This window comes from Streptomyces sp. NPDC032091 (genome assembly GCF_055580265.1).
Window position 1 is genome coordinate 18,559 of sequence record NZ_JBVILR010000022.1, and the last position, 22,537, is coordinate 41,095.

Genomic DNA, 22,537 nt, shown 5'->3' on the forward strand with positions numbered 1-22,537 from the left:
TGCGAAGTGCCCCCGGCAGGATTCGAACCTGCGCACACGGCTCCGGAGGCCGTTGCTCTATCCCCTGAGCTACGGGGGCGTGTCGTTCGCGTTGCGGCGACGGGTTGAACACTACCAGCTCCCGTGGGGTGATCAGGAACCGTTTTGGGCGGGAGGAGGGTGGTCGGTCGCCCGGAGGGGGTGGAAGTGGCAAAAACCCGGACGCGGGGGCTTAGGGCGACCTACTCTCAAGTTGTGCCAGGCGCCTCGGGCCGGGTCCTCGTTGTCGACGACAACAAGGTCATCCGGCAGCTGATCAAGGTCAATCTCGAACTGGAGGGCTTCGAGGTCGTGACCGCGAACGATGGTGCCGAGTGCCTGGACGTGGTCCACCGGGTCCGTCCTGACGCGATCACCCTTGATGTGGTCATGCCCCGGCTGGACGGTTTCGGGGCCGCCGCGCGGCTGCGGGCCGATCCGCGGACGCGGCACGTGCCGCTCGCCATCGTCAGCGCCTGTACGCAGCACGAGGTCGACGCCGCCATCGCCGCCGGGGTGGACGCCTTCCTGGCCAAGCCCTTCGAGCCCGCCGAGCTGGTGAGGGTCGTACGGAGGCTCGTGGAGCGGAAGGACCGGCGGGAGCGGAAGGGCGCGCCGGCCGGTAGAGGGGCCTGAGGAGAGGGCCTCGGGGGCGGGCTATTCCACATGGCGAAACCCGGTGCATGGGCCAGGGGCTTCTCGCCTAGGCTGGGTGCCGTGATCCCCGCCGACCTCTCTCGTGCCGTCGTACACGCCGTACGCCGTGCCGTCGAGGCCGGCGAACTGGACGGGCCCGCGCCCGCGCGGGCCGTCGTCGAGCGGACCCGGCCCGGAGGGGTGGGGGAGTACGCCAGCCCCGTCGCCCTGAGGATGGGACGGGGGGCCGAGGGGGCCCTCGTGCTCGCGAAGGCGCTCGCCCAGGAGCCCGGTGTCGAGGCCGTCGACGTCACCGGGCCCGGGTTCCTGAACTTCACCCTCGCCCCCCTCTCCGCCGCCGAGCTGCTGCGTGACGTACACGCCAGGCCGGAGCGGTACGGATGTGTCCCGGCGCGGAGCCGGACCGTCGGCGGGGGGCGCGAGCAGGTCGTCCGCGGCGCCGTCGCGCGGATCCGGGCGGCGCAGGGCTTCCCCCCGGAGGACCCCCACGAGGACGGCGGGCCGCGCGTCGCGCCCGTCGCCCGGCGGGACGGGGACGTGCAGGCGCGGTACGGGGCCGCGGCAGCCGTCTGGGCCATGGTCGTCGTGCCGGGCCGGGAGACACCCGTGTTCGGTGACGGGCTGCTCCGGCAGGCGGAGGAGAACGAGGTCTTCCGGGTGCGGTACGCGCACGCCCGGGCGCGGGCGCTGACGCGCAACGCCGCCGACCTCGGGTTCCGCGCCGAGCGCGTCGGCATGGATGCAGCCGGCGGCGACGTCGACGCGCCCGGCGGCATCGACGCCCCCGCCCTGCTGCGCGCCCTCGCCGACCACCCCCTCGCCCTCGAAGCCGCCGCGTACCACCGGGCGCCCGAACGGCTCGCCCGGCACCTCGTCGCCGTCGCCGACGCGCTGCTCGACTTCCAGCACCAGGTCCTGCCCGTCGGGGACGAGAAACCCTCGGCCGCCCATCGCGCCCGGCTGGCTCTTGCCGAAGCCGCCGGGGCGGTGCTGGCCGGCGGCCTCGCCCTCCTCGGCATGGACGCCCCCGATTCTTTGTGACTTCCGAAGAGAGATTCCGATGAGCCGTTCCGCGCACCCCGCCGGGCCCCGCCACGCCGACGTCCTGCCCGAGGGCCACCACGCCCCGCCGCCCGCCGACCTGAACGCGCTGGACGAGAAGGTCTGGTCGCGGACCGTCACCCGGAACGGGGACGGGGTCGTCACCGTCGGCGGCATCGAAGTGACCAGGCTCGCCGAGGAGTTCGGGACGCCCGGCTACTTCCTCGACGAGGAGGACTTCCGGGCCCGCTGCCGCGCCTGGGCGCACGCCTTCGGCAAGGACGCGGATGTGTTCTACGCCGGCAAGGCGTTCCTCTCCAAGGCCGTCGTGAAGTGGCTGAAGGAGGAGGGGCTCAACCTCGACGTGTGCTCGGGCGGAGAGCTGACCACCGCGCTCGCCGCCGGGATGCCCGCCGAGCGGATCGCCTTCCACGGCAACAACAAGTCGGAGGGCGAGATCCGGCGTGCGGTCTCCGCCGGCGTCGGGCGGATCGTCCTCGACTCGTTCCAGGAGATCGCCCGGGTCGCGCACATCGCCGGTGAGCTGGGTGTGCGGCAGCCCGTGCAGATCCGCGTGACCGTCGGCGTCGAGGCGCACACCCACGAGTTCATCGCCACCGCCCACGAGGACCAGAAGTTCGGCATCGCCGTCGCCGACGGCTCCGCCGCCGAGGCCGTGCGCCGGGCGCTCGGGCACGCCAGCTTGGAGCTGCTCGGCGTCCACTCCCACATCGGCTCCCAGATCTTCGACATGGCCGGCTTCGAGGTGTCCGCGAAGCGCGTCGTGCGGCTGCTGGCCGCCGTCCGCGACGAGCACGGCGTCGAGCTCCCCGAGATCGACCTCGGCGGCGGGCTGGGAATCGCCTACACGTCGGCCGACGATCCGCGCGAGCCGCACGAGATCGCCAAGGCGCTCACCGAGATCGTGGCGCGCGAGTGCGAGAGCGCCGGGCTGAAGGCCCCGCGGATCTCCGTCGAGCCGGGCCGCGCCATCGTCGGGCCGACCGCGTTCACGCTCTACGAGGTCGGCACGATCAAGCCCCTGGAGGGTCTGCGGACGTACGTATCCGTCGACGGCGGCATGTCCGACAACATCCGGACGGCCCTGTACGACGCCGAGTACGCGGTCACGCTCGTCTCCCGCGTCTCCGACGCCGAGCCCATGCTCGTCCGCGTCGTCGGCAAGCACTGCGAGAGCGGCGACATCGTCGTCCGCGACGCCTTCCTGCCCGCCGACCTGGCCCCCGGCGACCTGATCGCCGTGCCGGCCACCGGGGCGTACTGCCGCTCCATGGCCAGCAACTACAACCACGCGCTGCGCCCGCCCGTCGTCGCCGTGCGCGACGGAGCCGCCCGGGTGATCGTCCGGCGTGAGACGGAGGAAGATCTCCTGTCCCTCGACCTCGGGTGATTCCCATGTTTTCGGGGCGGGCCGTCCGGCCCTGAAAATAGACGTCTCACTCAATGGACCGAAGATGGAAACTGCTGTCCATTGAGTGAGACTGGTTCATACCTGGCGCGCAACCCCGCGCGCCGGAAGCGAAGAAAGATCGAAAGGCGTAGGTCGAATGATGCGTACGCGTCCGCTGAAGGTGGCGCTGCTGGGCTGTGGAGTGGTCGGCTCAGAGGTGGCGCGCATCATGACGACGCACGCCGACGATCTGGCGGCCCGGATCGGCGCGCCCGTCGAGCTCGCCGGTGTCGCCGTGCGCCGCCCCTCCAAGGTGCGCGAGGGCATCGACCCCGCGCTCGTCACCACCGACGCCACCGCCCTGCTCAAACGCGGTGACATCGACGTGGCCATCGAGGTCATCGGCGGCATCGAGCCCGCCCGCACCCTGATCACCACCGCCTTCGAGAACGGCATCTCCGTCGTCTCCGCCAACAAGGCGCTGCTCGCCCAGGACGGCGCGGCGCTGCACGCCGCGGCCGAGGCGCAGGGGCTGGACCTGTACTACGAGGCCGCCGTCGCCGGCGCCATCCCGCTGGTCCGCCCGATGCGCGAGTCCCTCGCCGGCGACAAGATCAACCGGGTGATGGGCATCGTCAACGGCACCACGAACTTCATCCTCGACAAGATGGACTCCACCGGCGCCGGCTACCAGGAGGCGCTCGACCAGGCCACCGCCCTGGGCTACGCTGAGGCCGACCCGACCGCCGACGTCGAGGGCTACGACGCCGCCGCCAAGGCCGCGATCCTGGCGGGCATCGCCTTCCACACCCGCGTGCGCCTCGACGACGTGTACCGCGAGGGCATGACCGAGGTCAGCGCCGCGGACTTCGCCTCCGCCAAGCGGATGGGCTGCACCATCAAGCTCCTCGCCATCCTGGAGCGCGCCGCGGACGGCGAGTCCGTCACCGCCCGCGTCCACCCGGCGATGATCCCGCTCAGCCACCCGCTCGCCTCCGTCCGCGAGGCCTACAACGCCGTCTTCGTCGAGGCGGAGGCCGCCGGGCGGCTCATGTTCTACGGGCCCGGCGCGGGCGGTTCGCCGACCGCGTCCGCGGTCCTCGGCGACCTCGTCGCCGTCTGCCGCAACAAGCTCGCCGAGGCAACGGGGCCCGGCGAGTCGGCGTACACCCAGCTGCCCGTCAGCCCCATGGGGGACGTCGTCACCCGCTACCACATCAGCCTCGATGTGGCGGACAAGCCGGGCGTCCTCGCCCAGGTGGCGACCACCTTCGCGGAGCACGGCGTGTCGATCGACACCGTCAGGCAGCAGGGCAAGGACGGTGAGGCCTCCCTCGTCGTCGTCACCCACCGCGCCCCCGACGCCGCCCTCTCCGGGACCGTCGAGGCGCTGCGGAAGCTGGACACCGTGCGCGGTGTCGCCAGCATCATGCGTGTTGAAGGGGAGTAAGGACCCATGAGCAGCAATCGCACCCACCAGTGGCGCGGCATCATCGAGGAGTACCGGGACCGCCTGCCGGTCACCGAGACGACCCCCGTGGTCACGCTCCGGGAGGGTGGCACTCCCCTCGTTCCCGCGCAGGTGCTCTCCGAGCGCACCGGCTGTGAGGTCCACCTCAAGGTCGAGGGCGCGAACCCCACCGGGTCCTTCAAGGACCGCGGCATGACCATGGCCATCACCAAGGCCAAGGAGGACGGCGCCAAGGCCGTCATCTGCGCCTCCACCGGCAACACCTCCGCCTCCGCCGCCGCGTACGCGGTGCGCGCCGGCATGGTGTCCGCGGTCCTCGTGCCGCGCGGCAAGATCGCGCTGGGCAAGATGGGTCAGGCCCTCGTGCACGGCGCCAAGATCCTGCAGGTTGACGGCAACTTCGACGACTGCCTGGACCTGGCCCGCGCGCTGTCCGACAACTACCCGGTGGCGCTCGTCAATTCCGTGAACCCGGTGCGCATCGAGGGCCAGAAGACGGCCGCGTTCGAGATCGTGGACGCGCTCGGCGACGCCCCCGACATCCACGTGCTGCCCGTCGGCAACGCCGGCAACATCACCGCGTACTGGAAGGGCTTCAAGGAGTACAAGGCCGACGGCCTGGCCTCCCGTACGCCCCGCGTGTGGGGTTTCCAGGCCTCCGGCTCGGCGCCGATCGTGCGCGGCGAGGTCGTCAAGGAGCCGCACACCATCGCCACCGCGATCCGCATCGGCAACCCGGCCTCCTGGGACTACGCGCTGGCCGCGCGCGACGAGTCGGGCGGCTTCATCGACGAGGTGACGGACCGCCAGATCCTGGCCGCCTACCGCCTGTTGGCCTCCCAGGAGGGCGTCTTCGTCGAGCCCGCCTCGGCCGCCTCGGTGGCCGGCCTGCTCAAGGCGGCGGAGCTCGGCCTCGTCGACCCGGGCCAGAAGATCGTGTGCACCGTCACCGGCAACGGCCTGAAGGACCCCGACTGGGCGGTCGCCGGCGCTCCGCAGCCCGTCACCGTTCCGGTGGACGCCGAGGCCGCGGCCGTCCGGCTCGGCCTGGTCTGACCCCGGGTCCGCCCCGGGGGACCCCCGGGCCGCGCACCGCGGCCCCCGACCGGCGTTGCCGGGTTCCGGAAACCTTCCGGAACCCGGCGGCCCGGCCCGTACGACACGCATCGTGCGCCTGCCGTGCGCCCTATGTCGCGGGAGAACCTTCCTTCGATACGCTGTACTGACATCCGCCACCGCGCATATGACCGCGGTGCTGCCCCGAGGGCCTTCGGGTGTCGTACGTTCTCCAGTACATTTCGCAGCGAAGATCCCGCACAGCCCGCCGGATCCCGCACAGTCACAAGGAGTGTCATCGACCGATGGCAGGTCCAGCGTTCCGCGCCGCCGCCGTACGAGTGCGCGTGCCCGCCAGCAGTGCCAACCTCGGCCCCGGCTTCGACGCCCTCGGCCTGGCCCTGGGGCTCTACGACGACGTGGTCGTCCGCGTCGCCGACTCCGGTCTGAACATCGACATCGCGGGCGAGGGCGCCGACACCCTCCCGCGTGACGAGAGCCACCTCCTCGTACGCTCCATGCGCACCGCCTTCGACCTGCTGGGCGGGCAGCCGCGCGGCCTGGAGGTCGTCTGCGCCAACCGCATCCCGCACGGACGGGGCCTCGGCTCCTCCTCGGCCGCGATCTGCGCCGGCATCGTCGCCGCGCGCGCCGTGACCATAGGCGGCGAGGCCAGGCTCGACGACACCGCGCTGCTGGAGCTGGCCACCGAGATCGAGGGCCACCCGGACAACGTCGCGGCCTGTCTGCTCGGCGGCTTCACCCTCGCCTGGATGGAGGGCGGCAGCGCCAAGGCGATCCGTATGGACCCCGCCGATTCCATCGTTCCGGTGGTCTTCGTCCCGTCGAAGCCGGTCCTGACCGAGACCGCCCGCGGCCTGCTGCCGCGCTCCGTTCCGCACGTGGACGCCGCCGTGAACGCGGGGCGCGCGGGCCTGCTCGTGGAGGCCATGACCAGGCGTCCCGAGTTCCTGCTGCCCGCCACCGAGGACCGGCTGCACCAGGAGTACCGTGCCCCGGCGATGCCGGAGAGCGTGGCGCTCGTCAACCGGCTGCGGGCGGACGGTATCCCCGCGGTCATCTCCGGCGCGGGCCCCACGGTCCTCGCGCTGGTCGACAACGACGCGGCCGACAAGGTCGCGCAGCTCGCGGGCGAGGGGTGGGCCGCGAACCGGCTCGCCCTCGACGCCGCGGGCGCGAGCGTCCTTCCGCTGGGCGCCCAGGGCGCTCAGCCCGTGTCCTAGGGGACACGGCCCCGCGGGGCGGGCGGCCGGGCAGGCCACCCGCCCCCGGAAGGGCGATTGCCGGTGATTGAGAGGGGGAATGTCTGTTGGATCCGGTAGTGTTAATCTCAAGTACGCAACCGAAGCCGCCATGGCTCGGTGCTCAGTGTCCCCATCCGGGACCACCTTTCTTCCGGGAGCCTCCCCGACTGCTTTGATCGCTGCCAGCAGTTTCGAGCACGCTCCGGAATCGGCGTGACATTCCCACGCTTCCAGCTGGGGTGCTTCTCGCCGGAACCACCCATGCACGTTTCTCTCCGCCGTATCTCTACCGGCGGACCACCGCCCCGGCACAGTTCACACACCTAGGACTGCTGTCGGACAGCACAACCGGTCGCCGAGCCAGACAGGCCGACGTCCGCTCCAGGGAAGGACCCTTCGTGAGCGACACCACCGATCTGATGGGCGCTGCCGACACCAACGTCGACACCAGTGCCCCCGCCGCGGGCGCCGCAGCTGCCACTGCCACCCGGCGCCGCCGCTCCGGCACCGGCCTTGAGGGCATGGTCCTGGCCGAGCTGCAGCAGGTCGCGTCGGGCCTCGGTATCAGGGGCACCGCGCGGATGCGCAAGAGCCAGCTGATCGAGGTCATCAAGGAGGCGCAGGGCGGCAGCGCCCCCAAGGCCGCGGCCCCCGCCGCGGACGCCGCCGAGGCCAAGCCGAAGCGCCGCGCCACCAGCAAGGCCCGCACGGGCGAGGCGGCCGCCGCCGCGCCCGCCGAGAAGCCCGCCGCCGCACCGGCCCAGATCGAGATCCCGGGCCAGCCGATCAGCGAGGACGCCCCGGCCGGCGAGCGCCGCCGCCGCCGCGCCACCGCCCCGAGCGGCAGCCCCGAGTCCTCGGCCCCCGCCGTCGTGCAGGTCGAGCAGAAGACCGAGGCCCCCGCGGCCGCCCCGCAGGCCGAGGCCAAGGCGGAGCAGGCCGTGGCCGTCTCGGCCCCGGCGCAGGGCCAGGCCCCCGCGCAGGAGGCCGGCGAGGGCCGCAGCCGCCGTGACCGCCGTGACCGCGGCGAGCGCGGGGAGCGCGGTGACCGTCAGGGCCGCCGCGACCGCGGTGCCAAGGCGGACGAGCAGGGCCAGCAGCAGCAGGGCGGCGGCCAGGGCCAGCAGGGCGGCCGTCAGGACCGCGCCGAGCGCCCGGACCGCCAGGACCGTCAGGACCGCCAGCAGCAGGGCGGCGGCCGCGGCCAGCAGGGCCGTCAGGACAACGGTCCGCAGGACGACTTCGACGGCGAGGACGGCCGGCGCGGCCGCCGCGGCCGCTACCGCGACCGCCGTGGCCGTCGTGGCCGTGACGAGTTCGCCCCGGGCGAGCCGCAGGTCGCCGACGACGACGTCCTGATCCCCGTCGCGGGCATCCTCGACATCCTCGACAACTACGCGTTCATCCGGACCTCCGGCTACCTGCCCGGCCCGAACGACGTGTACGTCTCCCTGGCCCAGGTCCGCAAGGCGGGTCTGCGCAAGGGTGACCACACCACCGGCGCCGTGCGCCAGCCCAAGGACGGCGAGCGCCGCGAGAAGTTCAACGCCCTCGTGCGCCTGGACTCCGTCAACGGCATGGCGCCCGAATCGGGCCGGGGCCGCCCCGAGTTCCAGAAGCTGACCCCGCTCTACCCGCAGGACCGGCTCCGCCTGGAGACCGACCCGGGCGTGCTGACCACCCGCATCATCGACCTCGTGTCGCCGATCGGCAAGGGCCAGCGCGGTCTGATCGTGGCCCCGCCGAAGACCGGCAAGACCATGATCATGCAGGCGATCGCCAACGCGATCACCACCAACAACCCCGAGTGCCACCTGATGGTCGTCCTGGTCGACGAGCGTCCGGAAGAGGTCACCGACATGCAGCGGTCGGTCAAGGGCGAGGTCATCTCCTCGACCTTCGACCGCCCGGCCGAGGACCACACCACCGTCGCCGAGCTGGCCATCGAGCGCGCCAAGCGCCTCGTCGAGCTGGGTCACGACGTGGTCGTCCTGCTGGACTCCATCACCCGTCTGGGCCGCGCGTACAACCTCGCGGCGCCCGCCTCCGGCCGCATCCTGTCCGGTGGTGTCGACTCGACCGCGCTGTACCCGCCGAAGCGCTTCTTCGGTGCCGCGCGCAACATCGAGGACGGCGGCTCGCTGACCATCCTGGCCACCGCGCTCGTCGACACCGGCTCGCGCATGGACGAGGTGATCTTCGAGGAGTTCAAGGGCACCGGCAACATGGAGCTCAAGCTCGACCGCAAGCTCGCCGACAAGCGCATCTTCCCGGCCGTCGACGTCGACCCGTCGGGTACGCGCAAGGAGGAGATCCTCCTCAACAGCGAGGAGCTCGCCATCGTCTGGAAGCTGCGCCGGGTGCTGCACGCGCTCGACTCGCAGCAGGCGATCGAGCTGCTGCTCGACAAGATGAAGCAGACGAAGTCGAACGCCGAGTTCCTGATGCAGATCGCCAAGACGACCCCGGCCGGCAAGAACGACGACTGACCGGGTCGCCCGCGCACGACAGCCGCCCCCGCCGCACCCGCGGCGGGGGCGGCCGTCGTTCGTGCGACCTTCGCCACAGGTGTGCGGCTCTCACAGCAAGCCGTGGAACCCTGGAACGCGCTCGTCCGTCTGAGTGAAGGAAGACGGGCAACGGAGCCAGGACTGAGGAGAGCATGAGCGAGGACACCAGGGGCGGCCGCGGCCGACGGGCCGTACGCGGAGGCCGGCGCAGGAGCGGGCCGCGGCGCCGCAAGGGCCTCAGAGTCGCCGCCTGGACCGCCGCCGCGCTGGTGCTGCTGGGCGGTGGCAGCCTCGGCTGGTTCTACTTCAAGCTCAACGGCAACCTGCACACCGTCGACATCGACCAGGCCCTGGGCAAGGACCGCCCGCCGAACGTCGACAACGGCTCGATGGACATCCTGGTCCTCGGCTCCGACTCCCGCGACGGGGCGAACGGCGAGTACGGCGCGGACGACGGCGGCTCGGCGCGCTCCGACACGGCGATGATCATCCACCTCTACGAGGGCCACAAGCAGGCCAGCGTCGTGTCGATCCCGCGCGACACCATGCTCCCGCGGCCCGCCTGCCCCATCGGCAAGGGGAAGAACAGCGCGCCCCGGCAGCGCGCGCAGTTCAACGAGGCCTTCACCATCGGCGGCGCCGCCTGCGCGGTGAAGACCGTCGAGGCGATGTCGGGGATCCGCATGGACCACTACATCGAAGTCGACTTCACCGGCTTCAAGAAGATCATCGACAACCTCGGCGGGGTCGAGCTCACGACCACCAAGCCGATCAAGGACTACGGCAGCCACCTCGACCTGCCGGCCGGCTCCCACAAGCTCGACGGCGAGCAGTCCCTCGGCCTCGTCCGCACGCGCAAGACCGTCGGCGACGGCGGCGACCTGGGCCGAATACAGCTCCAGCAGGCCTTCATCAAGGCGCTGATCAAGCAGGTCAAGGGCGTCGGGGTCTTCGACAACCCGAAGAAGCTCTACGGCCTCGCCGACTCCGCCACCAAGGCGATCACCACCGACAAGGCCCTCGGTGACGTGAAGTCCCTCGCGAGCTTCGCCCAGGGACTCCAGGGCATCAGCGCCGAGAACATGCACATGATCACCGTGCCGGTGACCCAGGACCCGCTCGACAAGGACCGCGTCGCGCTCCTGCCCAAGGACTCCAAGATGGTCTGGGACGCCCTGCTGGCCGACCAGCCCATCCCCGCCGCGGCCACCGAGCACTCCAACGGCGACAAGAGCTCCGCGGGCTCGATCGTCCAGTAGCCCCTTCCTGCCGGAACCCGGCAGGAATAGAAGCCGGACCCACCCCGTTGAGGAGAGCGTTCCGAGAATTTTGACAGGCGGCCCGGTCCTGGCAGACTGGTCTGTCGGCCCCGGTTCACGCAGTGCGCAATTCGGCTCCTGCGACCCGGCGCCCTCCCGAATCTAGGAGACACCTTGAAGCGCGATGTTCACCCCGAGTACGTCGAGACCCAGGTCAGCTGCACCTGTGGCGCGTCGTTCACCACCCGTAGCACCCTGACCGAGGGCACCATCCGTGCCGAGGTCTGCTCCGAGTGCCACCCGTTCTACACGGGCAAGCAGAAGATCCTCGACACCGGTGGCCGTGTGGCCCGCTTCGAGGCCCGCTTCGGCAAGGGTGCGGCCAAGAAGTAGCGCGACCCAGGCGCCGGTCACCGGCCGCCCCCTGATCACGCGGGGGCGGCCGGACCGGCGCCTTTGTCGTCGTATCGACAGCCCAGCCCATTTTTGACTTTTTTCACCACAGGAGCACCCGATGTTCGAGGCGGTCGAGGAACTGGTCGGCGAGCACGCCGACCTTGAGAAGAAGCTCGCCGACCCTTCGGTCCACTCCGATCAGGCGAACGCGCGCAAGCTGAACAAGCGCTACGCGGAGCTGACCCCGATCGTGGCGACCTTCCGCGCGTGGAAGCAGTCGGCCGAGGACATCGAGACGGCCAAGGAGCTGGCGGCCGACGACCCCGACTTCGCCGCCGAGGTCAAGGAGCTGAGCGCGCAGCGCGAGGAGCTCACCGAGAAGCTCCGCCTGCTGCTCGTCCCGCGCGACCCCAGCGACGACAAGGACGTGCTCCTGGAGATCAAGGCGGGCGCCGGCGGCGACGAGTCCGCCCTGTTCGCCGGTGACCTGCTGCGCATGTACCTGCGCTACGCCGAGCGCGTCGGCTGGAAGACCGAGATCATCGACTCCACCGAGTCCGAGCTGGGCGGGTACAAGGACGTCCAGGTCTCCGTCCGCACCAAGGGCGGCAACGGCGCCACCGAGCCCGGCCAGGGCGTGTGGGCCCGGATGAAGTACGAGGGCGGCGTCCACCGCGTCCAGCGCGTCCCGGCCACCGAGTCCCAGGGCCGCATCCACACCTCCGCCGCCGGCGTGCTCGTCACCCCGGAGGCCGAGGAGGTCGAGGTCGAGATCAACCCGAACGACCTCCGCATCGACGTGTACCGCTCCTCCGGCCCCGGCGGCCAGTCCGTCAACACCACCGACTCGGCCGTGCGCATCACGCACCTCCCGACCGGTGTGGTCGCCTCCTGCCAGAACGAGAAGAGCCAGCTCCAGAACAAGGAGCAGGCCATGCGCATCCTGCGTTCGCGCCTGCTGGCCGCCGCCCAGGAAGCCGCCGAGCAGGAGGCCTCCGACGTGCGCCGCAGCCAGGTGCGCACCGTGGACCGTTCCGAGAAGATCCGTACGTACAACTTCCCGGAAAACCGGATCTCGGACCACCGCACCGGTTTCAAGGCGTACAACTTGGACCAGGTGCTCGACGGCGACCTCGACTCGGTCATCCAGGCCTGCGTCGACACCGACTCCGCGGCCAAGCTCGCGGCCGCGCACTGACGACCTTCGCACCACCCCCCGTACGACAGCAGCCCGGAGGACCAGCGTGAACTTGCTGCTTGCCGAGGTGGCCCAGGCCACCCAGCGGCTGGCCGCCGCCGGCGTGCCCTCACCGCGTTTCGACGCGGAGGAGCTCGCGGCCTTCGTGCACGGCGTCAAGCGGGGGGAACTGCACCACGTCAAGGACGCGGACTTCGACGCCCGCTACTGGGAGGCCGTCGCCCGCCGCGAGGCGCGCGAGCCGCTCCAGCACATCACCGGCCGCGCCTTCTTCCGCTACCTGGAGCTCCAGGTCGGCCCCGGGGTGTTCGTGCCCCGGCCCGAGACCGAGTCGGTCGTGGACTGGGCCATACAGGCCGTCCGCGCCATGGACGTGGTCGAGCCGCTGATCGTGGACCTGTGCACCGGCTCCGGCGCCATCGCCCTCGCCATGGCCCAGGAGGTGCCGCGCTCGCGCGTGCACGCCGTGGAGCTGTCCGAGGACGCCCTGCGGTGGACCCGCAAGAACGCCGAGGGCTCCCGGGTCACCGTCCACCAGGGCGACGCGCTGACCGCGCTGCCCGAGCTCGACGGCCAGGTCGACCTCGTCATCTCCAACCCGCCGTACATCCCGCTCACCGAGTGGGAGTACGTGGCCCCCGAGGCCCGGGACCACGACCCCGAGATGGCGCTGTTCTCCGGCGAGGACGGCCTCGACACCATCCGCGGGATCGAGCGCACCGCCCACCGCCTGCTGCGGCCCGGCGGCATCGTCGTGATCGAGCACGCCGACACCCAGGGCGGCCAGGTGCCGTGGATCTTCGCCGACGAGCGGGGCTGGGCCGACGCCGCCGACCACCCCGACCTCAACAACCGCCCGCGTTTCGCGACCGCCCGCAAGGCCATGCCGTGACCGCCGCGACCCCGACCGCCCACGACACCACCCCGCTGCACGAGGAGGCCCGCTGATGGCCCGGCGATACGACTGCAACGACGCGACGGACCGCAAGACGGGCCTGCGTGAAGCGGCCTCCGCCGTACGCCGTGGAGAGCTCGTCGTGCTGCCCACCGACACCCTCTACGGGATCGGCGCGGACGCCTTCAGTGCCGAGGCCGTCGGAGACCTGCTCGCCGCCAAGGGCCGCGGCCGCAACATGCCCACCCCGGTGCTCATCGGCTCCCCGAACACCCTGCACGGCCTCGTCACGGACTTCTCCGAGCAGGCCTGGGAGCTCGTCGACGCCTTCTGGCCGGGCGGCCTCACCCTCGTCGCCAAGCACCAGCCCTCGCTGGCCTGGGACCTCGGGGAGACCCGCGGGACCGTGGCCGTCCGCATGCCGCTGCACCCCGTCGCGATCGAGCTGCTGACCGAGGTCGGCCCCATGGCCGTCTCCTCGGCGAACCTGTCCGGGCACCCGGCGCCGGAGGACTGCGACGCGGCGCGCGCCATGCTGGGCGACTCCGTCTCCGTGTACCTGGACGGCGGGCCGACCCCGAGCACCCTGCCGTCGTCGATCGTCGACGTCACCGGGAAGGTTCCCGTCCTGCTCCGCGAGGGCGCGCTGACCGCGGAGCAGCTGCGGGAGGTCGTACCCGACCTCGAGGTGGCTCCGTGAGCCCTCAGGGGCGTGGCATAGCCAAGGAAGACACCTTCCGCATACTCCACGTCAGCACCGGGAACGTGTGCCGCTCGCCGATCACCGAGCGGCTGACGCGGCACGCGCTGGCGCACCGCCTGGGTGCGCTGGGGCTGGCCACGGGCGACCTGATCGTCGAGAGCGCCGGCACCTGGGGCCACGAGGGCGCGCCGATGGAGGCCAACGCCGCCGCCGTGCTCGCGGACTTCGGCGCGGACGCGACCGGGTTCACCGGGCGGGAGCTGCTCGACGAGCACGTCATCCGGGCCGACCTGGTACTGACCGCCACGCGCGACCACCGGGCGCAGGTCATCTCCATGGGCCACTCGGCCGGACTGCGGACCTTCACGCTGAAGGAGTTCACCCGGCTGGTGCGGGCCATAGACCCGGCGACCCTCCCGCCGCTCGACGACGGCATGGCCGAGCGCGCCCGGGCCCTGGTGCGGGCCGCCGCCGCCCTGCGCGGCTGGCTGCTGGCCCCTTCCGCCGACGCGGACGAGGTGTACGACCCGTACGGGGCGCCCATCACCTTCTTCCGGTCGATCGGCGACGAGATCAACGAGGCGCTGGACCCGGTCGTCACCGCCCTGACGGGCGTCACGCCCCCGCGCTGACCCCTCCTTCGCGGGGGGCCGGCCGGGGTGGTGCCCGCGGCGCTGCCCGGGCGTGGACGGCGGGTGCGGCCTACAGTGGCTGGTACCGGTACCCCCCACTGCGCGGGAGTCGCGCCATGAGCGTCACCACTGAGCGGGCCACGGACGTCCTGCGGGCGCGGGATCCGCAGCTGGCCGACATCCTCGACGGGGAGCGGCAGCGGCAGGCCACCACGCTCCAGCTGAGCGCCGCCGAGAACTTCACCTCCGAGGCCGTGCTCGCCGCGCTCGGGTCGCCGCTCGCCAACAAATACGCCGAGGGGTATCCCGGCGCCCGCCACCACGGCGGCTGCGAGTACGCCGACCTCGCCGAGCGGGTGGCCCAGGAGCGGGCCAAGGCACTGTTCGGGGCCGAGCACGCGAACGTGCAGCCGCATTCGGGTTCCTCGGCGGTGCTCGCCGCGTACGCCGCGCTGCTGCGGCCCGGGGACACCGTGCTGGCGATGGGACTCGCGTACGGCGGCCACCTCACGCACGGCTCGCCCGCCAACTTCTCCGGGCGCTGGTTCGACTTCGTCGGCTACGGGGTCGACCCCGGGTCCGGGCTCGTCGACTACGAGCAGGTGCAGCGACTGGCACGGGCGCACCGGCCCCGGGCCATCGTCTGCGGGTCCATCTCCTATCCCCGGCACCTGGAGTACTCGGCCTTCCGGGAGATCGCCGACGAGGTCGGGGCCTATCTGATCGCCGACGCCGCCCACCCCGTCGGACTGGTCGCGGGCGGGGCGGCGCCGAGCCCCGTCCCCTACGCGGACGTGGTCTGCGCGACCACCCACAAGGTGCTGCGCGGCCCGCGCGGCGGAATGGTGCTCTGCGGCGCCGAGTTCGCCGAGCGCGTCGACCGGGCGGTGTTCCCCTTCACCCAGGGCGGCGCCCAGATGCACACCATCGCCGCCAAGGCGGTGGCCTTCGGGGAGGCGGCCGGCCCCGCCTTCACCCGGTACGCGCACAAGGTCGTCGCCAACGCCCGCACGCTCGCCGAAGCCCTCCGGGCGCACGGCCTGGCCGTGACCACGGGCGGCACCGACACCCATCTGATCAGCGCCGACCCGGCCCCCCTCGGCCTCGACGGAGCGGCCGCGCGCGGACGGCTGGCCGCCGCCGGGATCGTCCTCGACACCTGCGCCCTGCCGTACGGGGAGTCGCGCGGCATCCGTCTGGGTACGGCGGCGGTGACCACGCAGGGCATGGGGGAGAGCGAGATGGCCCGGGTCGCGGAGCTGTTCGCCACCGTGCTGCGCGGCGGGGACGTGGCCGCGGTGCGGACCGAGGTCACCGAGCTGGCCGGACGATTTCCCCCTTACGGGGCGTAACCGGGACGAGTGTCCCGTAGTGCAACCGGAACGAGGACTCCGCGCGTCCTCGTCCGCGTGTACATCGCGGCTAATGTGTGGGGCTGAGATGGCCGGCGATACATCTGGGGCAGCCAGTGCGTGAATATCTGCTGACGCTTTGCGTCACGGTCGCGGTGACCTACCTGCTGACCGGGCCCGTCCGGAAGTTCGCGATCGCGGCGGGCGCGATGCCGGAGATCCGCGCCCGCGACGTGCACCGCGAGCCCACCCCCCGGCTGGGCGGGATCGCGATGTTCGGCGGCCTGTGCGCGGGCCTGCTGATCGCCGACCACCTCCAGAGCCTCAACGGAGTCTTCGAACGCTCCAACGAGCCCAGGGCGCTGCTGTCGGGAGCCGCGCTGATCTGGCTGGTCGGCGTCCTCGACGACAAGTTCGAGCTGGACGCGCTCATCAAGCTGGGCGCCCAGATGATCGCCGCCGGCGTCATGGTCATCCAGGGCCTGACCATCCTGTGGATTCCGGTTCCGGGCATCGGCACCGTCGCGCTGACCCAGTGGCAGGGCACCCTGCTCACGGTGGCCCTGGTGGTGATCACCATCAACGCGGTGAACTTCGTCGACGGGCTCGACGGCCTGGCCGCCGGCATGGTCTGCATCGCCACCTGCGCGTTCTTCCTCTACGCCTACCGGATCTGGTTCGGCTACGGGATCGAGTCGGCGGCCCCGGCGACGCTCTTCGCGGCCATCCTGATGGGCATGTGCCTGGGCTTCCTGCCGCACAACATGCACCCGGCGCGGATCTTCATGGGCGACTCCGGCTCGATGCTGATCGGCCTGGTGCTGGCCGCCTCGGCCATCTCGATCACCGGGCAGGTGGACCCCGACACGATGGCCCTCTTCGTCGGCGGCGAGCGCAACGCCACGCACGCGATGCTGCCGGTGTTCATCCCGCTGCTGCTGCCGCTGACCATCATCGCGATCCCGATGGCGGACCTCGTCCTGGCCATCGTGCGGCGTACCTGGAAGGGCCAGTCGCCCTTCGCCGCCGACCGCGGGCACCTGCACCACCGGCTCCTGGAACTCGGGCATTCGCACAGCCGCGCCGTACTCATCATGTATTTCTGGTCGGGGCTGATCGCCTTCGGGACCGTGGCCTATTCGGTCAACTCCGCCTCGATGTGGATCGTCCTCGCCATCGCCGCGCTCAGCGCCCTGGGCCTCGTCCTGCTCCTGCTGCCGCGGTTCACCCCGCGCGCCCCGCGCTGGGCCGAGGGGCTCGTCCCGCCGCGCTACCGGCACACCCGCCGGGCCGCGGAGGCGGCGGCCGAGGCCGCGGTGCGGGAGGCCCCGGGGACCGAGCCGGAGCCGGCGCGGCCGATCGCGGCCGGAGTGTCCGGCGTCAACGGCGCGACAGCGGTAGGCCCCCGTTCGCGCTTCCCCGACCGGCGTAAGGCCGGTTCGGCACGCTGACGCCCCTGGCGCATGTCCGACATGAACGCCCTTTACCAGACAAGTCGCAGGCCTGTCTTGCACACACGGGCGGATTAGCCCTCATGTGTGACAGTCAGCACACCGCACAGGTAAAGCTCTCATCAAATAGTTTGTGATACCGTTCACTAAACCCGGCGACAGAGCCGAAGGACCGTAGTGCGACGGTCCATTGGCCCGAGGCGATCACTCGGACCGGGCTTACGCTCGTCCCCGTAGCGAGTTCCCGTACGAGTCCGTGCCCCCACCACCACGCGGAGCAAACCGCCATGCGGTCTAACGACGTCCGATCCCTCCTGCAAACCGCCGTACCCACCGCTGCCGCCGGCGCTCTCGCCGCGGTCGTCAGCGGTCTGGTCGTCGGTGGCAAGGGTGCGGTCGGCTCGATCGTCGCGACCGTGGTCGTGATCCTGTTCATGGGTCTCGGGTTCCTGGTCCTGCAGCGCACGGCCAAGTCGCTCCCGCATCTGTTCCAGGCCATGGGCCTCATGCTCTACGCGGCCCAGATCCTGCTGCTCTTCGTCTTTCTCGCCGTGTTCAAGAACACGACGCTGTTCCACCCCCGGGCGTTCGCGATCACGCTCGTCGCCACCACCCTCGTGTGGATCGGCGCGCAGACGCGTGCGCACATGAAGGCCAAGATCCTTTACGTCGAGCCGGACTCGACCGAGGCCCGAAAGCCCGAAAACCCGGGGCCGAAGTCGTGAGGGGTAGGGCCGGGATAAGTGTGCGTTCGAGATGCTGCTATCGTCCGGTTCAAACTGCGGCACTGCGGGCGCGGGCATCTGAGCTGACGCCTGTTCCATCGCGAGGCTCGATGCCTGACTGCCGCCCCCACACCCGTTACACCAGTCCAGTGCCGAACCGCGGCCGTGTGCCGCGCCGACACGATGAGGTTGCCGTACCTATGCGCCACGCTGAAGGAGCCCGCGGTGAGTGCTGACCCGACGCAGGTCCTCGCTTTCGAGACCGACTGTCACATCTTCACCGGATGTGGCTTCCCCGGCCCGGGCCTGCACTCGTTCCTCTTCGAGCCGCTGTGGGGCGAAGCTGGTCTGACCAGCGTCTACTTCAACAAGCCGATGCTGCTGGCCCTCCTGGGCTCGATCATCATCGTCGCCTTCTTCTGGGTTGCCTTCGGCAAGGCCAAGGTCGTCCCGGGCAAGCTGCAGATGATCGGCGAGGCCGGCTACGACTTCGTGCGCCGCGGCATCGTCTACGAGACGCTCGGCAAGAAGGAGGGCGAGAAGTACGTCCCCTTCATGGTCTCGCTGTTCTTCTTCGTCTGGATCCTGAACGTCTGGTCGATCGTCCCGGTGGCACAGTTCCCCGTGACCTCGATCATCGCGTACCCGGCGGTCCTCGCGGTGATCGTCTACTTCATCTGGATGTCGGTGACGTTCAAGCGTCACGGCTTCGTCGGCGGACTGAAGAACCTGACCGGCTACGACAAGTCGCTCGGCGGCGTCCTGCCGCTGGTCATGGTCATCGAGTTCTTCTCGAACGTCCTGGTGCGCCCGTTCACCCACGCGGTCCGACTGTTCGCGAACATGTTCGCCGGTCACACCCTGCTGCTGCTGTTCACCATCGCCAGCTGGTACCTGCTGCACGGGATCGGCATCGCCTACGCGGGCGTCTCGTTCATCATGGTCATCGTGATGACGGCCTTCGAGCTCTTCATCCAGGCTGTCCAGGCGTACGTCTTCGTCCTCCTGGCCTGCAGCTTCATCCAGGGCGCGCTCGCCGAGCACCACTGAGCCACGCCGCCCACCCCCAACCCCCTGTCGTCCGGTGGCCAACCCCCACCGGTCCGTGAAAGAGAAGGAAGAACTGGCATGTCCCAGATCCTTGCTGCCGCCGATGGCGTCACCGGTTCCCTCAGCTCCGTCGGTTACGGTCTCGCGGCCATCGGCCCGGGCGTCGGCGTCGGCATCATCTTCGGTAACGGTACGCAGGCCCTCGCCCGCCAGCCCGAGGCTGCGGGTCTGATCCGCGCCAACCAGATCCTCGGCTTCGCCTTCTGTGAGGCGCTCGCCCTCATCGGTCTGGTCATGCCGTTCGTCTACAGCTGACGAACCGCGACCACTAGTCCGATTAGACGAAAGGCACTGATGTGAACCTCATGGTTCTCGCGGCCGAGACGGAAAACCCGCTCGTCCCGCCGATCCCCGAGCTCGTCATCGGTCTGATCGCCTTCGTCATCGTCTTCGGTTTCCTCGCGAAGAAGCTCCTCCCGAACATCAACAAGGTTCTGGACGAGCGTCGCGAGGCCATCGAGGGCGGTATCGAGAAGGCTGAGGCCGCTCAGACCGAGGCCCAGAGCGTGCTGGAGCAGTACAAGGCCCAGCTCGCCGAGGCCCGGCACGAGGCCGCGCGCCTGCGCCAGGAAGCGCTGGAGCAGGGCACTGCGCTCAAGGAAGAACTGCGCGCAGAGGGCCAGCGGCAGCGTGAGGAGATCATCGCTGCCGGTCACGCCCAGATCGCCGCTGACCGCAAGGCCGCCTCTCAGGCGCTGCGTCAGGACGTCGGCAAGCTCGCCACCGACCTGGCCGGCAAGCTCGTCGGCGAGTCCCTCGAGGACGTCGCCCGTCAGAGCCGCACCATCGACCGCTTCCTCAGCGAGCTTGAGGAGAAGGCCGAGGCGGCCCGATGAACGGAGCGAGCCGCGAGGCGCTGGCCTCCGCGCGCGAGCGTCTCGACGCGCTGACGGACAACACGTCCGTCGACGCGGCGAAGCTCGCCGGTGAGCTGGCAGCCGTCACCGCGCTGCTCGACCGTGAGGTCTCGCTGCGTCGGGTCATCACGGACCCGGCGCAGTCCGGCGAGGCCAAGGCCGAGCTCGTCGGCCGGCTGCTGTCCGGCCAGGTGGGCGGGGAGACCCTCGACCTGGTGTCCGGCATGGCCCGGTCCCGCTGGTCGCAGTCCCGTGACCTGGTGGACGCGCTGGAGGAGCTGGCGGCCACCGCCGACCTCACCGCCGCCCAGCGGGCGGGCGCGCTCGACGGCGTCGAGGACGAGCTGTTCCGGTTCGGCCGGATCGTCGCCTCGAACACCGGACTGCGTGCCGCGCTGACCGACCGCGCCGCCACCGCGACCGCCAAGAGCGAGCTGCTGCGCAGCCTGCTCGGCGGCAAGGTGAACGCCGTCACCGAGCGCCTGGTCGTCCGTCTCGTCACGCACCCGCGTGGACGTAGCCTTGAGGGGGGCCTTGAGTCCCTCTCGACGCTCGCCGCTGCGCGTCGTGACCGCATGGTCGCCACGGTGACCAGCGCGGTCCCGCTCAGCGACGTGCAGAAGCAGCGTCTCGGCGCGGTGCTGGCCAAGCTGTACGGCCGCCAGATGCACCTGAACCTCGACGTGGACCCCGAGGTCCTCGGCGGGATCTCGGTGCGGGTCGGCGACGAGGTCATCGACGGCACCATCGCGGAGCGCCTCGCCGAGGCGTCCCGCCGCATGGCCGGCTGACCAGCCGCCACCACACAGTTACAAAGCATTCCTAGCGGCCCGGTTGGGCCGTGCAGAACTTGCAGAAGATTCCTGGGGGTCGCCCCCAGACCCCAAAGAAGCTTCAGGCCCAACAAGGAGAGCAGGGAACCCAGATGGCGGAGCTCACGATCCGGCCGGAGGAGATCCGGGACGCACTGGAGACCTTTGTCCAGTCGTACCAGCCGGACGCGGCCTCGCGCGAGGAGGTCGGAACGGTCAGCGTTGCCGGCGACGGCATCGCGAAGGTGGAGGGCCTGCCCTCCGCCATGGCGAACGAGCTGCTGAAGTTCGAGGACGGCACCCTCGGTCTCGCCCTCAACCTCGAGGAGCGCGAGATCGGTGCGATCGTCCTCGGCGAGTTCAGCGGTATCGAGGAGGGTCAGCCGGTGCAGCGCACCGGTGAGGTCCTCTCCGTAGGCGTCGGCGAGGGCTACCTCGGCCGCGTTGTCGACCCGCTCGGCAACCCGATCGACGGCCTCGGCGAGATCGCGACCGAGGGCCGCCGCGCCCTTGAGCTGCAGGCCCCGGGCGTCATGGTCCGTAAGTCGGTGCACGAGCCCATGCAGACCGGCTACAAGGCCGTCGACGCGATGGTGCCGATCGGCCGTGGCCAGCGTCAGCTGATCATCGGTGACCGCCAGACCGGCAAGACCGCCCTGGCCGTCGACACGATCATCAACCAGCGCGACAACTGGCGCTCGGGCGACGTGAACAAGCAGGTCCGCTGCATCTACGTCGCCATCGGCCAGAAGGGCTCGACCATCGCGTCCGTGCGCGGCGCCCTGGAAGAGGCCGGCGCGCTTGAGTACACGACGATCGTCGCCGCCCCGGCGTCCGACCCGGCCGGCTTCAAGTACCTGGCGCCGTACACCGGTTCCGCCATCGGCCAGCACTGGATGTACGCCGGCAAGCACGTCCTGATCATCTTCGACGACCTGTCGAAGCAGGCCGACGCCTACCGCGCCGTGTCGCTGCTGCTGCGCCGCCCGCCGGGCCGCGAGGCCTACCCGGGTGACGTCTTCTACCTGCACTCCCGTCTGCTGGAGCGCTGTGCGAAGCTCTCCGACGACATGGGTGCCGGTTCGATGACCGGTCTGCCGATCGTCGAGACCAAGGCCAACGACGTCTCGGCGTTCATCCCGACCAACGTCATCTCCATCACCGACGGCCAGTGCTTCCTGGAGTCCGACCTGTTCAACGCCGGCCAGCGTCCGGCCCTGAACGTCGGTATCTCGGTCTCCCGCGTCGGTGGCTCCGCCCAGCACAAGGCGATGAAGCAGGTCTCCGGCCGCCTCCGCGTCGACCTGGCCCAGTACCGCGAGCTGGAGGCGTTCGCCGCCTTCGGTTCCGACCTGGACGCCGCGTCGAAGGCCTCGCTGGAGCGCGGCAAGCGCATGGTCGAGCTGCTGAAGCAGGGCCAGTACCAGCCGATGCCCGTCGAGGAGCAGGTCGTCTCCGTCTGGGCCGGCACCACCGGCAAGATGGACGACGTCCCGGTCGAGGACATCCGCCGCTTCGAGTCGGAGCTGCTGGAGCACCTGCGCCGCGAGCGCAAGGACCTCCTCACCTCCATCGCCGACGGCGGCAAGATGTCGGACGACACGCTGGGCTCGATCGCCGACGCGATCGCCGCCTTCAAGCGCCAGTTCGAGACCTCGGACGGAAAGCTCCTGGGCGAGGACGTCCCGGCCGTCAACGTCTCCAAGTGACGACGGAAG

21 protein-coding genes and 1 tRNA gene are annotated in these 22,537 nt (G+C 70.8%); 21 read left to right on the forward strand and 1 reads right to left on the reverse strand.

Translation table 11 applies throughout. The annotated features are described in order from the left end of the window. Positions 1 to 7 precede the first annotated feature (7 nt). Positions 8 to 79, reverse strand: a tRNA-Arg gene (locus tag ACZ5NJ_RS29385). Positions 80 to 180: 101 nt separating this feature from the next. Between ACZ5NJ_RS29385 and ACZ5NJ_RS29390 the strand changes: the two genes are divergently transcribed. The 21 genes from ACZ5NJ_RS29390 (at position 181) to atpA (ending at position 22,528) form a co-directional block, all read left to right on the forward strand. Further along, positions 181 to 654, forward strand: coding sequence for a response regulator (locus ACZ5NJ_RS29390; protein WP_468768695.1), 474 nt, complete (start codon positions 181 to 183; stop codon positions 652 to 654). Between the two features lie 81 nt (positions 655 to 735). Continuing rightward, positions 736 to 1,716, forward strand: coding sequence for an ArgS-related anticodon-binding protein NrtL (gene nrtL, locus ACZ5NJ_RS29395; protein ID WP_468768696.1), 981 nt, complete (start codon positions 736 to 738; stop codon positions 1,714 to 1,716). Between the two features lie 19 nt (positions 1,717 to 1,735). Then, positions 1,736 to 3,127: a diaminopimelate decarboxylase gene (gene lysA, locus ACZ5NJ_RS29400; protein ID WP_468768698.1), complete on the forward strand. Its 1,392-nt coding sequence runs from the start codon at positions 1,736 to 1,738 to the stop codon at positions 3,125 to 3,127. Between the two features lie 160 nt (positions 3,128 to 3,287). Beyond that, the gene (locus tag ACZ5NJ_RS29405; RefSeq protein ID WP_395512670.1) at positions 3,288 to 4,577 is read left to right on the forward strand and encodes a homoserine dehydrogenase; all 1,290 of its coding nucleotides are present in this window, start codon (positions 3,288 to 3,290) and stop codon (positions 4,575 to 4,577) included. A 6-nt stretch (positions 4,578 to 4,583) separates the two neighbouring features. After that, a complete protein-coding gene (gene thrC / locus ACZ5NJ_RS29410; RefSeq protein WP_389609809.1) occupies positions 4,584 to 5,654 on the forward strand; it encodes a threonine synthase in 1,071 nt (356 codons plus the stop codon). Positions 5,655 to 5,959: 305 nt separating this feature from the next. Continuing rightward, on the forward strand, positions 5,960 to 6,898 hold the full coding sequence (gene thrB / locus ACZ5NJ_RS29415) for a homoserine kinase (protein WP_468768699.1): 939 nt from the start codon (positions 5,960 to 5,962) through the stop codon (positions 6,896 to 6,898). Between the two features lie 419 nt (positions 6,899 to 7,317). Then, positions 7,318 to 9,408 carry a transcription termination factor Rho gene (gene rho / locus ACZ5NJ_RS29420; protein ID WP_468768700.1) on the forward strand — a complete coding sequence of 697 codons (2,091 nt, stop codon included), beginning with the start codon at positions 7,318 to 7,320 and terminating at the stop codon, positions 9,406 to 9,408. A gap of 173 nt (positions 9,409 to 9,581) precedes the next feature. Next, the gene (locus ACZ5NJ_RS29425; RefSeq protein ID WP_468768703.1) at positions 9,582 to 10,688 is read left to right on the forward strand and encodes an LCP family protein; all 1,107 of its coding nucleotides are present in this window, start codon (positions 9,582 to 9,584) and stop codon (positions 10,686 to 10,688) included. Between the two features lie 174 nt (positions 10,689 to 10,862). Further along, on the forward strand, positions 10,863 to 11,081 hold the full coding sequence (gene rpmE / locus ACZ5NJ_RS29430; protein ID WP_007266580.1) for a 50S ribosomal protein L31: 219 nt from the start codon (positions 10,863 to 10,865) through the stop codon (positions 11,079 to 11,081). A 121-nt stretch (positions 11,082 to 11,202) separates the two neighbouring features. Further along, positions 11,203 to 12,282, forward strand: a complete 1,080-nt coding sequence (prfA, locus tag ACZ5NJ_RS29435; protein ID WP_468768704.1) for a peptide chain release factor 1 — start codon at positions 11,203 to 11,205, stop codon at positions 12,280 to 12,282. A 46-nt stretch (positions 12,283 to 12,328) separates the two neighbouring features. Next, positions 12,329 to 13,174 (forward strand): peptide chain release factor N(5)-glutamine methyltransferase, encoded by an 846-nt coding sequence (gene prmC / locus ACZ5NJ_RS29440; RefSeq protein WP_042813202.1) that lies wholly within the window; start codon positions 12,329 to 12,331, stop codon positions 13,172 to 13,174. 55 nt (positions 13,175 to 13,229) lie between these two features. Then, positions 13,230 to 13,877, forward strand: a complete 648-nt coding sequence (locus ACZ5NJ_RS29445) for an L-threonylcarbamoyladenylate synthase (RefSeq protein WP_079429782.1) — start codon at positions 13,230 to 13,232, stop codon at positions 13,875 to 13,877. Beyond that, the gene (locus ACZ5NJ_RS29450; protein WP_468768707.1) at positions 13,874 to 14,512 is read left to right on the forward strand and encodes an arsenate reductase/protein-tyrosine-phosphatase family protein; all 639 of its coding nucleotides are present in this window, start codon (positions 13,874 to 13,876) and stop codon (positions 14,510 to 14,512) included. Before ACZ5NJ_RS29445 ends, ACZ5NJ_RS29450 begins: the two co-directional genes overlap by 4 nt. A 116-nt stretch (positions 14,513 to 14,628) precedes the next feature. Next, on the forward strand, positions 14,629 to 15,864 hold the full coding sequence (locus ACZ5NJ_RS29455) for a serine hydroxymethyltransferase (protein ID WP_468768708.1): 1,236 nt from the start codon (positions 14,629 to 14,631) through the stop codon (positions 15,862 to 15,864). Positions 15,865 to 15,968: 104 nt separating this feature from the next. Next, a complete protein-coding gene (locus ACZ5NJ_RS29460) occupies positions 15,969 to 17,315 on the forward strand; it encodes an MraY family glycosyltransferase (protein ID WP_468768841.1) in 1,347 nt (448 codons plus the stop codon). A 287-nt stretch (positions 17,316 to 17,602) separates the two neighbouring features. Further along, positions 17,603 to 18,040 (forward strand): hypothetical protein, encoded by a 438-nt coding sequence (locus tag ACZ5NJ_RS29465; RefSeq protein WP_468768710.1) that lies wholly within the window; start codon positions 17,603 to 17,605, stop codon positions 18,038 to 18,040. Between the two features lie 210 nt (positions 18,041 to 18,250). Then, positions 18,251 to 19,090 (forward strand): F0F1 ATP synthase subunit A, encoded by an 840-nt coding sequence (atpB, locus tag ACZ5NJ_RS29470; protein ID WP_468768843.1) that lies wholly within the window; start codon positions 18,251 to 18,253, stop codon positions 19,088 to 19,090. A gap of 78 nt (positions 19,091 to 19,168) precedes the next feature. Then, the gene (locus ACZ5NJ_RS29475; protein ID WP_030153776.1) at positions 19,169 to 19,405 is read left to right on the forward strand and encodes an ATP synthase subunit c family protein; all 237 of its coding nucleotides are present in this window, start codon (positions 19,169 to 19,171) and stop codon (positions 19,403 to 19,405) included. Between the two features lie 50 nt (positions 19,406 to 19,455). After that, positions 19,456 to 19,986, forward strand: a complete 531-nt coding sequence (locus ACZ5NJ_RS29480) for a F0F1 ATP synthase subunit B (RefSeq protein WP_468768844.1) — start codon at positions 19,456 to 19,458, stop codon at positions 19,984 to 19,986. After that, positions 19,983 to 20,798 carry a F0F1 ATP synthase subunit delta gene (locus tag ACZ5NJ_RS29485; RefSeq protein WP_468768712.1) on the forward strand — a complete coding sequence of 272 codons (816 nt, stop codon included), beginning with the start codon at positions 19,983 to 19,985 and terminating at the stop codon, positions 20,796 to 20,798. The genes ACZ5NJ_RS29480 and ACZ5NJ_RS29485 overlap by 4 nt, the downstream gene beginning before the upstream one ends. 134 nt (positions 20,799 to 20,932) lie before the next feature. After that, entirely contained in the window at positions 20,933 to 22,528 is a 1,596-nt protein-coding gene (atpA, locus tag ACZ5NJ_RS29490) for a F0F1 ATP synthase subunit alpha (RefSeq protein ID WP_079429789.1), read from the forward strand. The last annotated feature ends 9 nt before the right edge of the window (positions 22,529 to 22,537 follow it).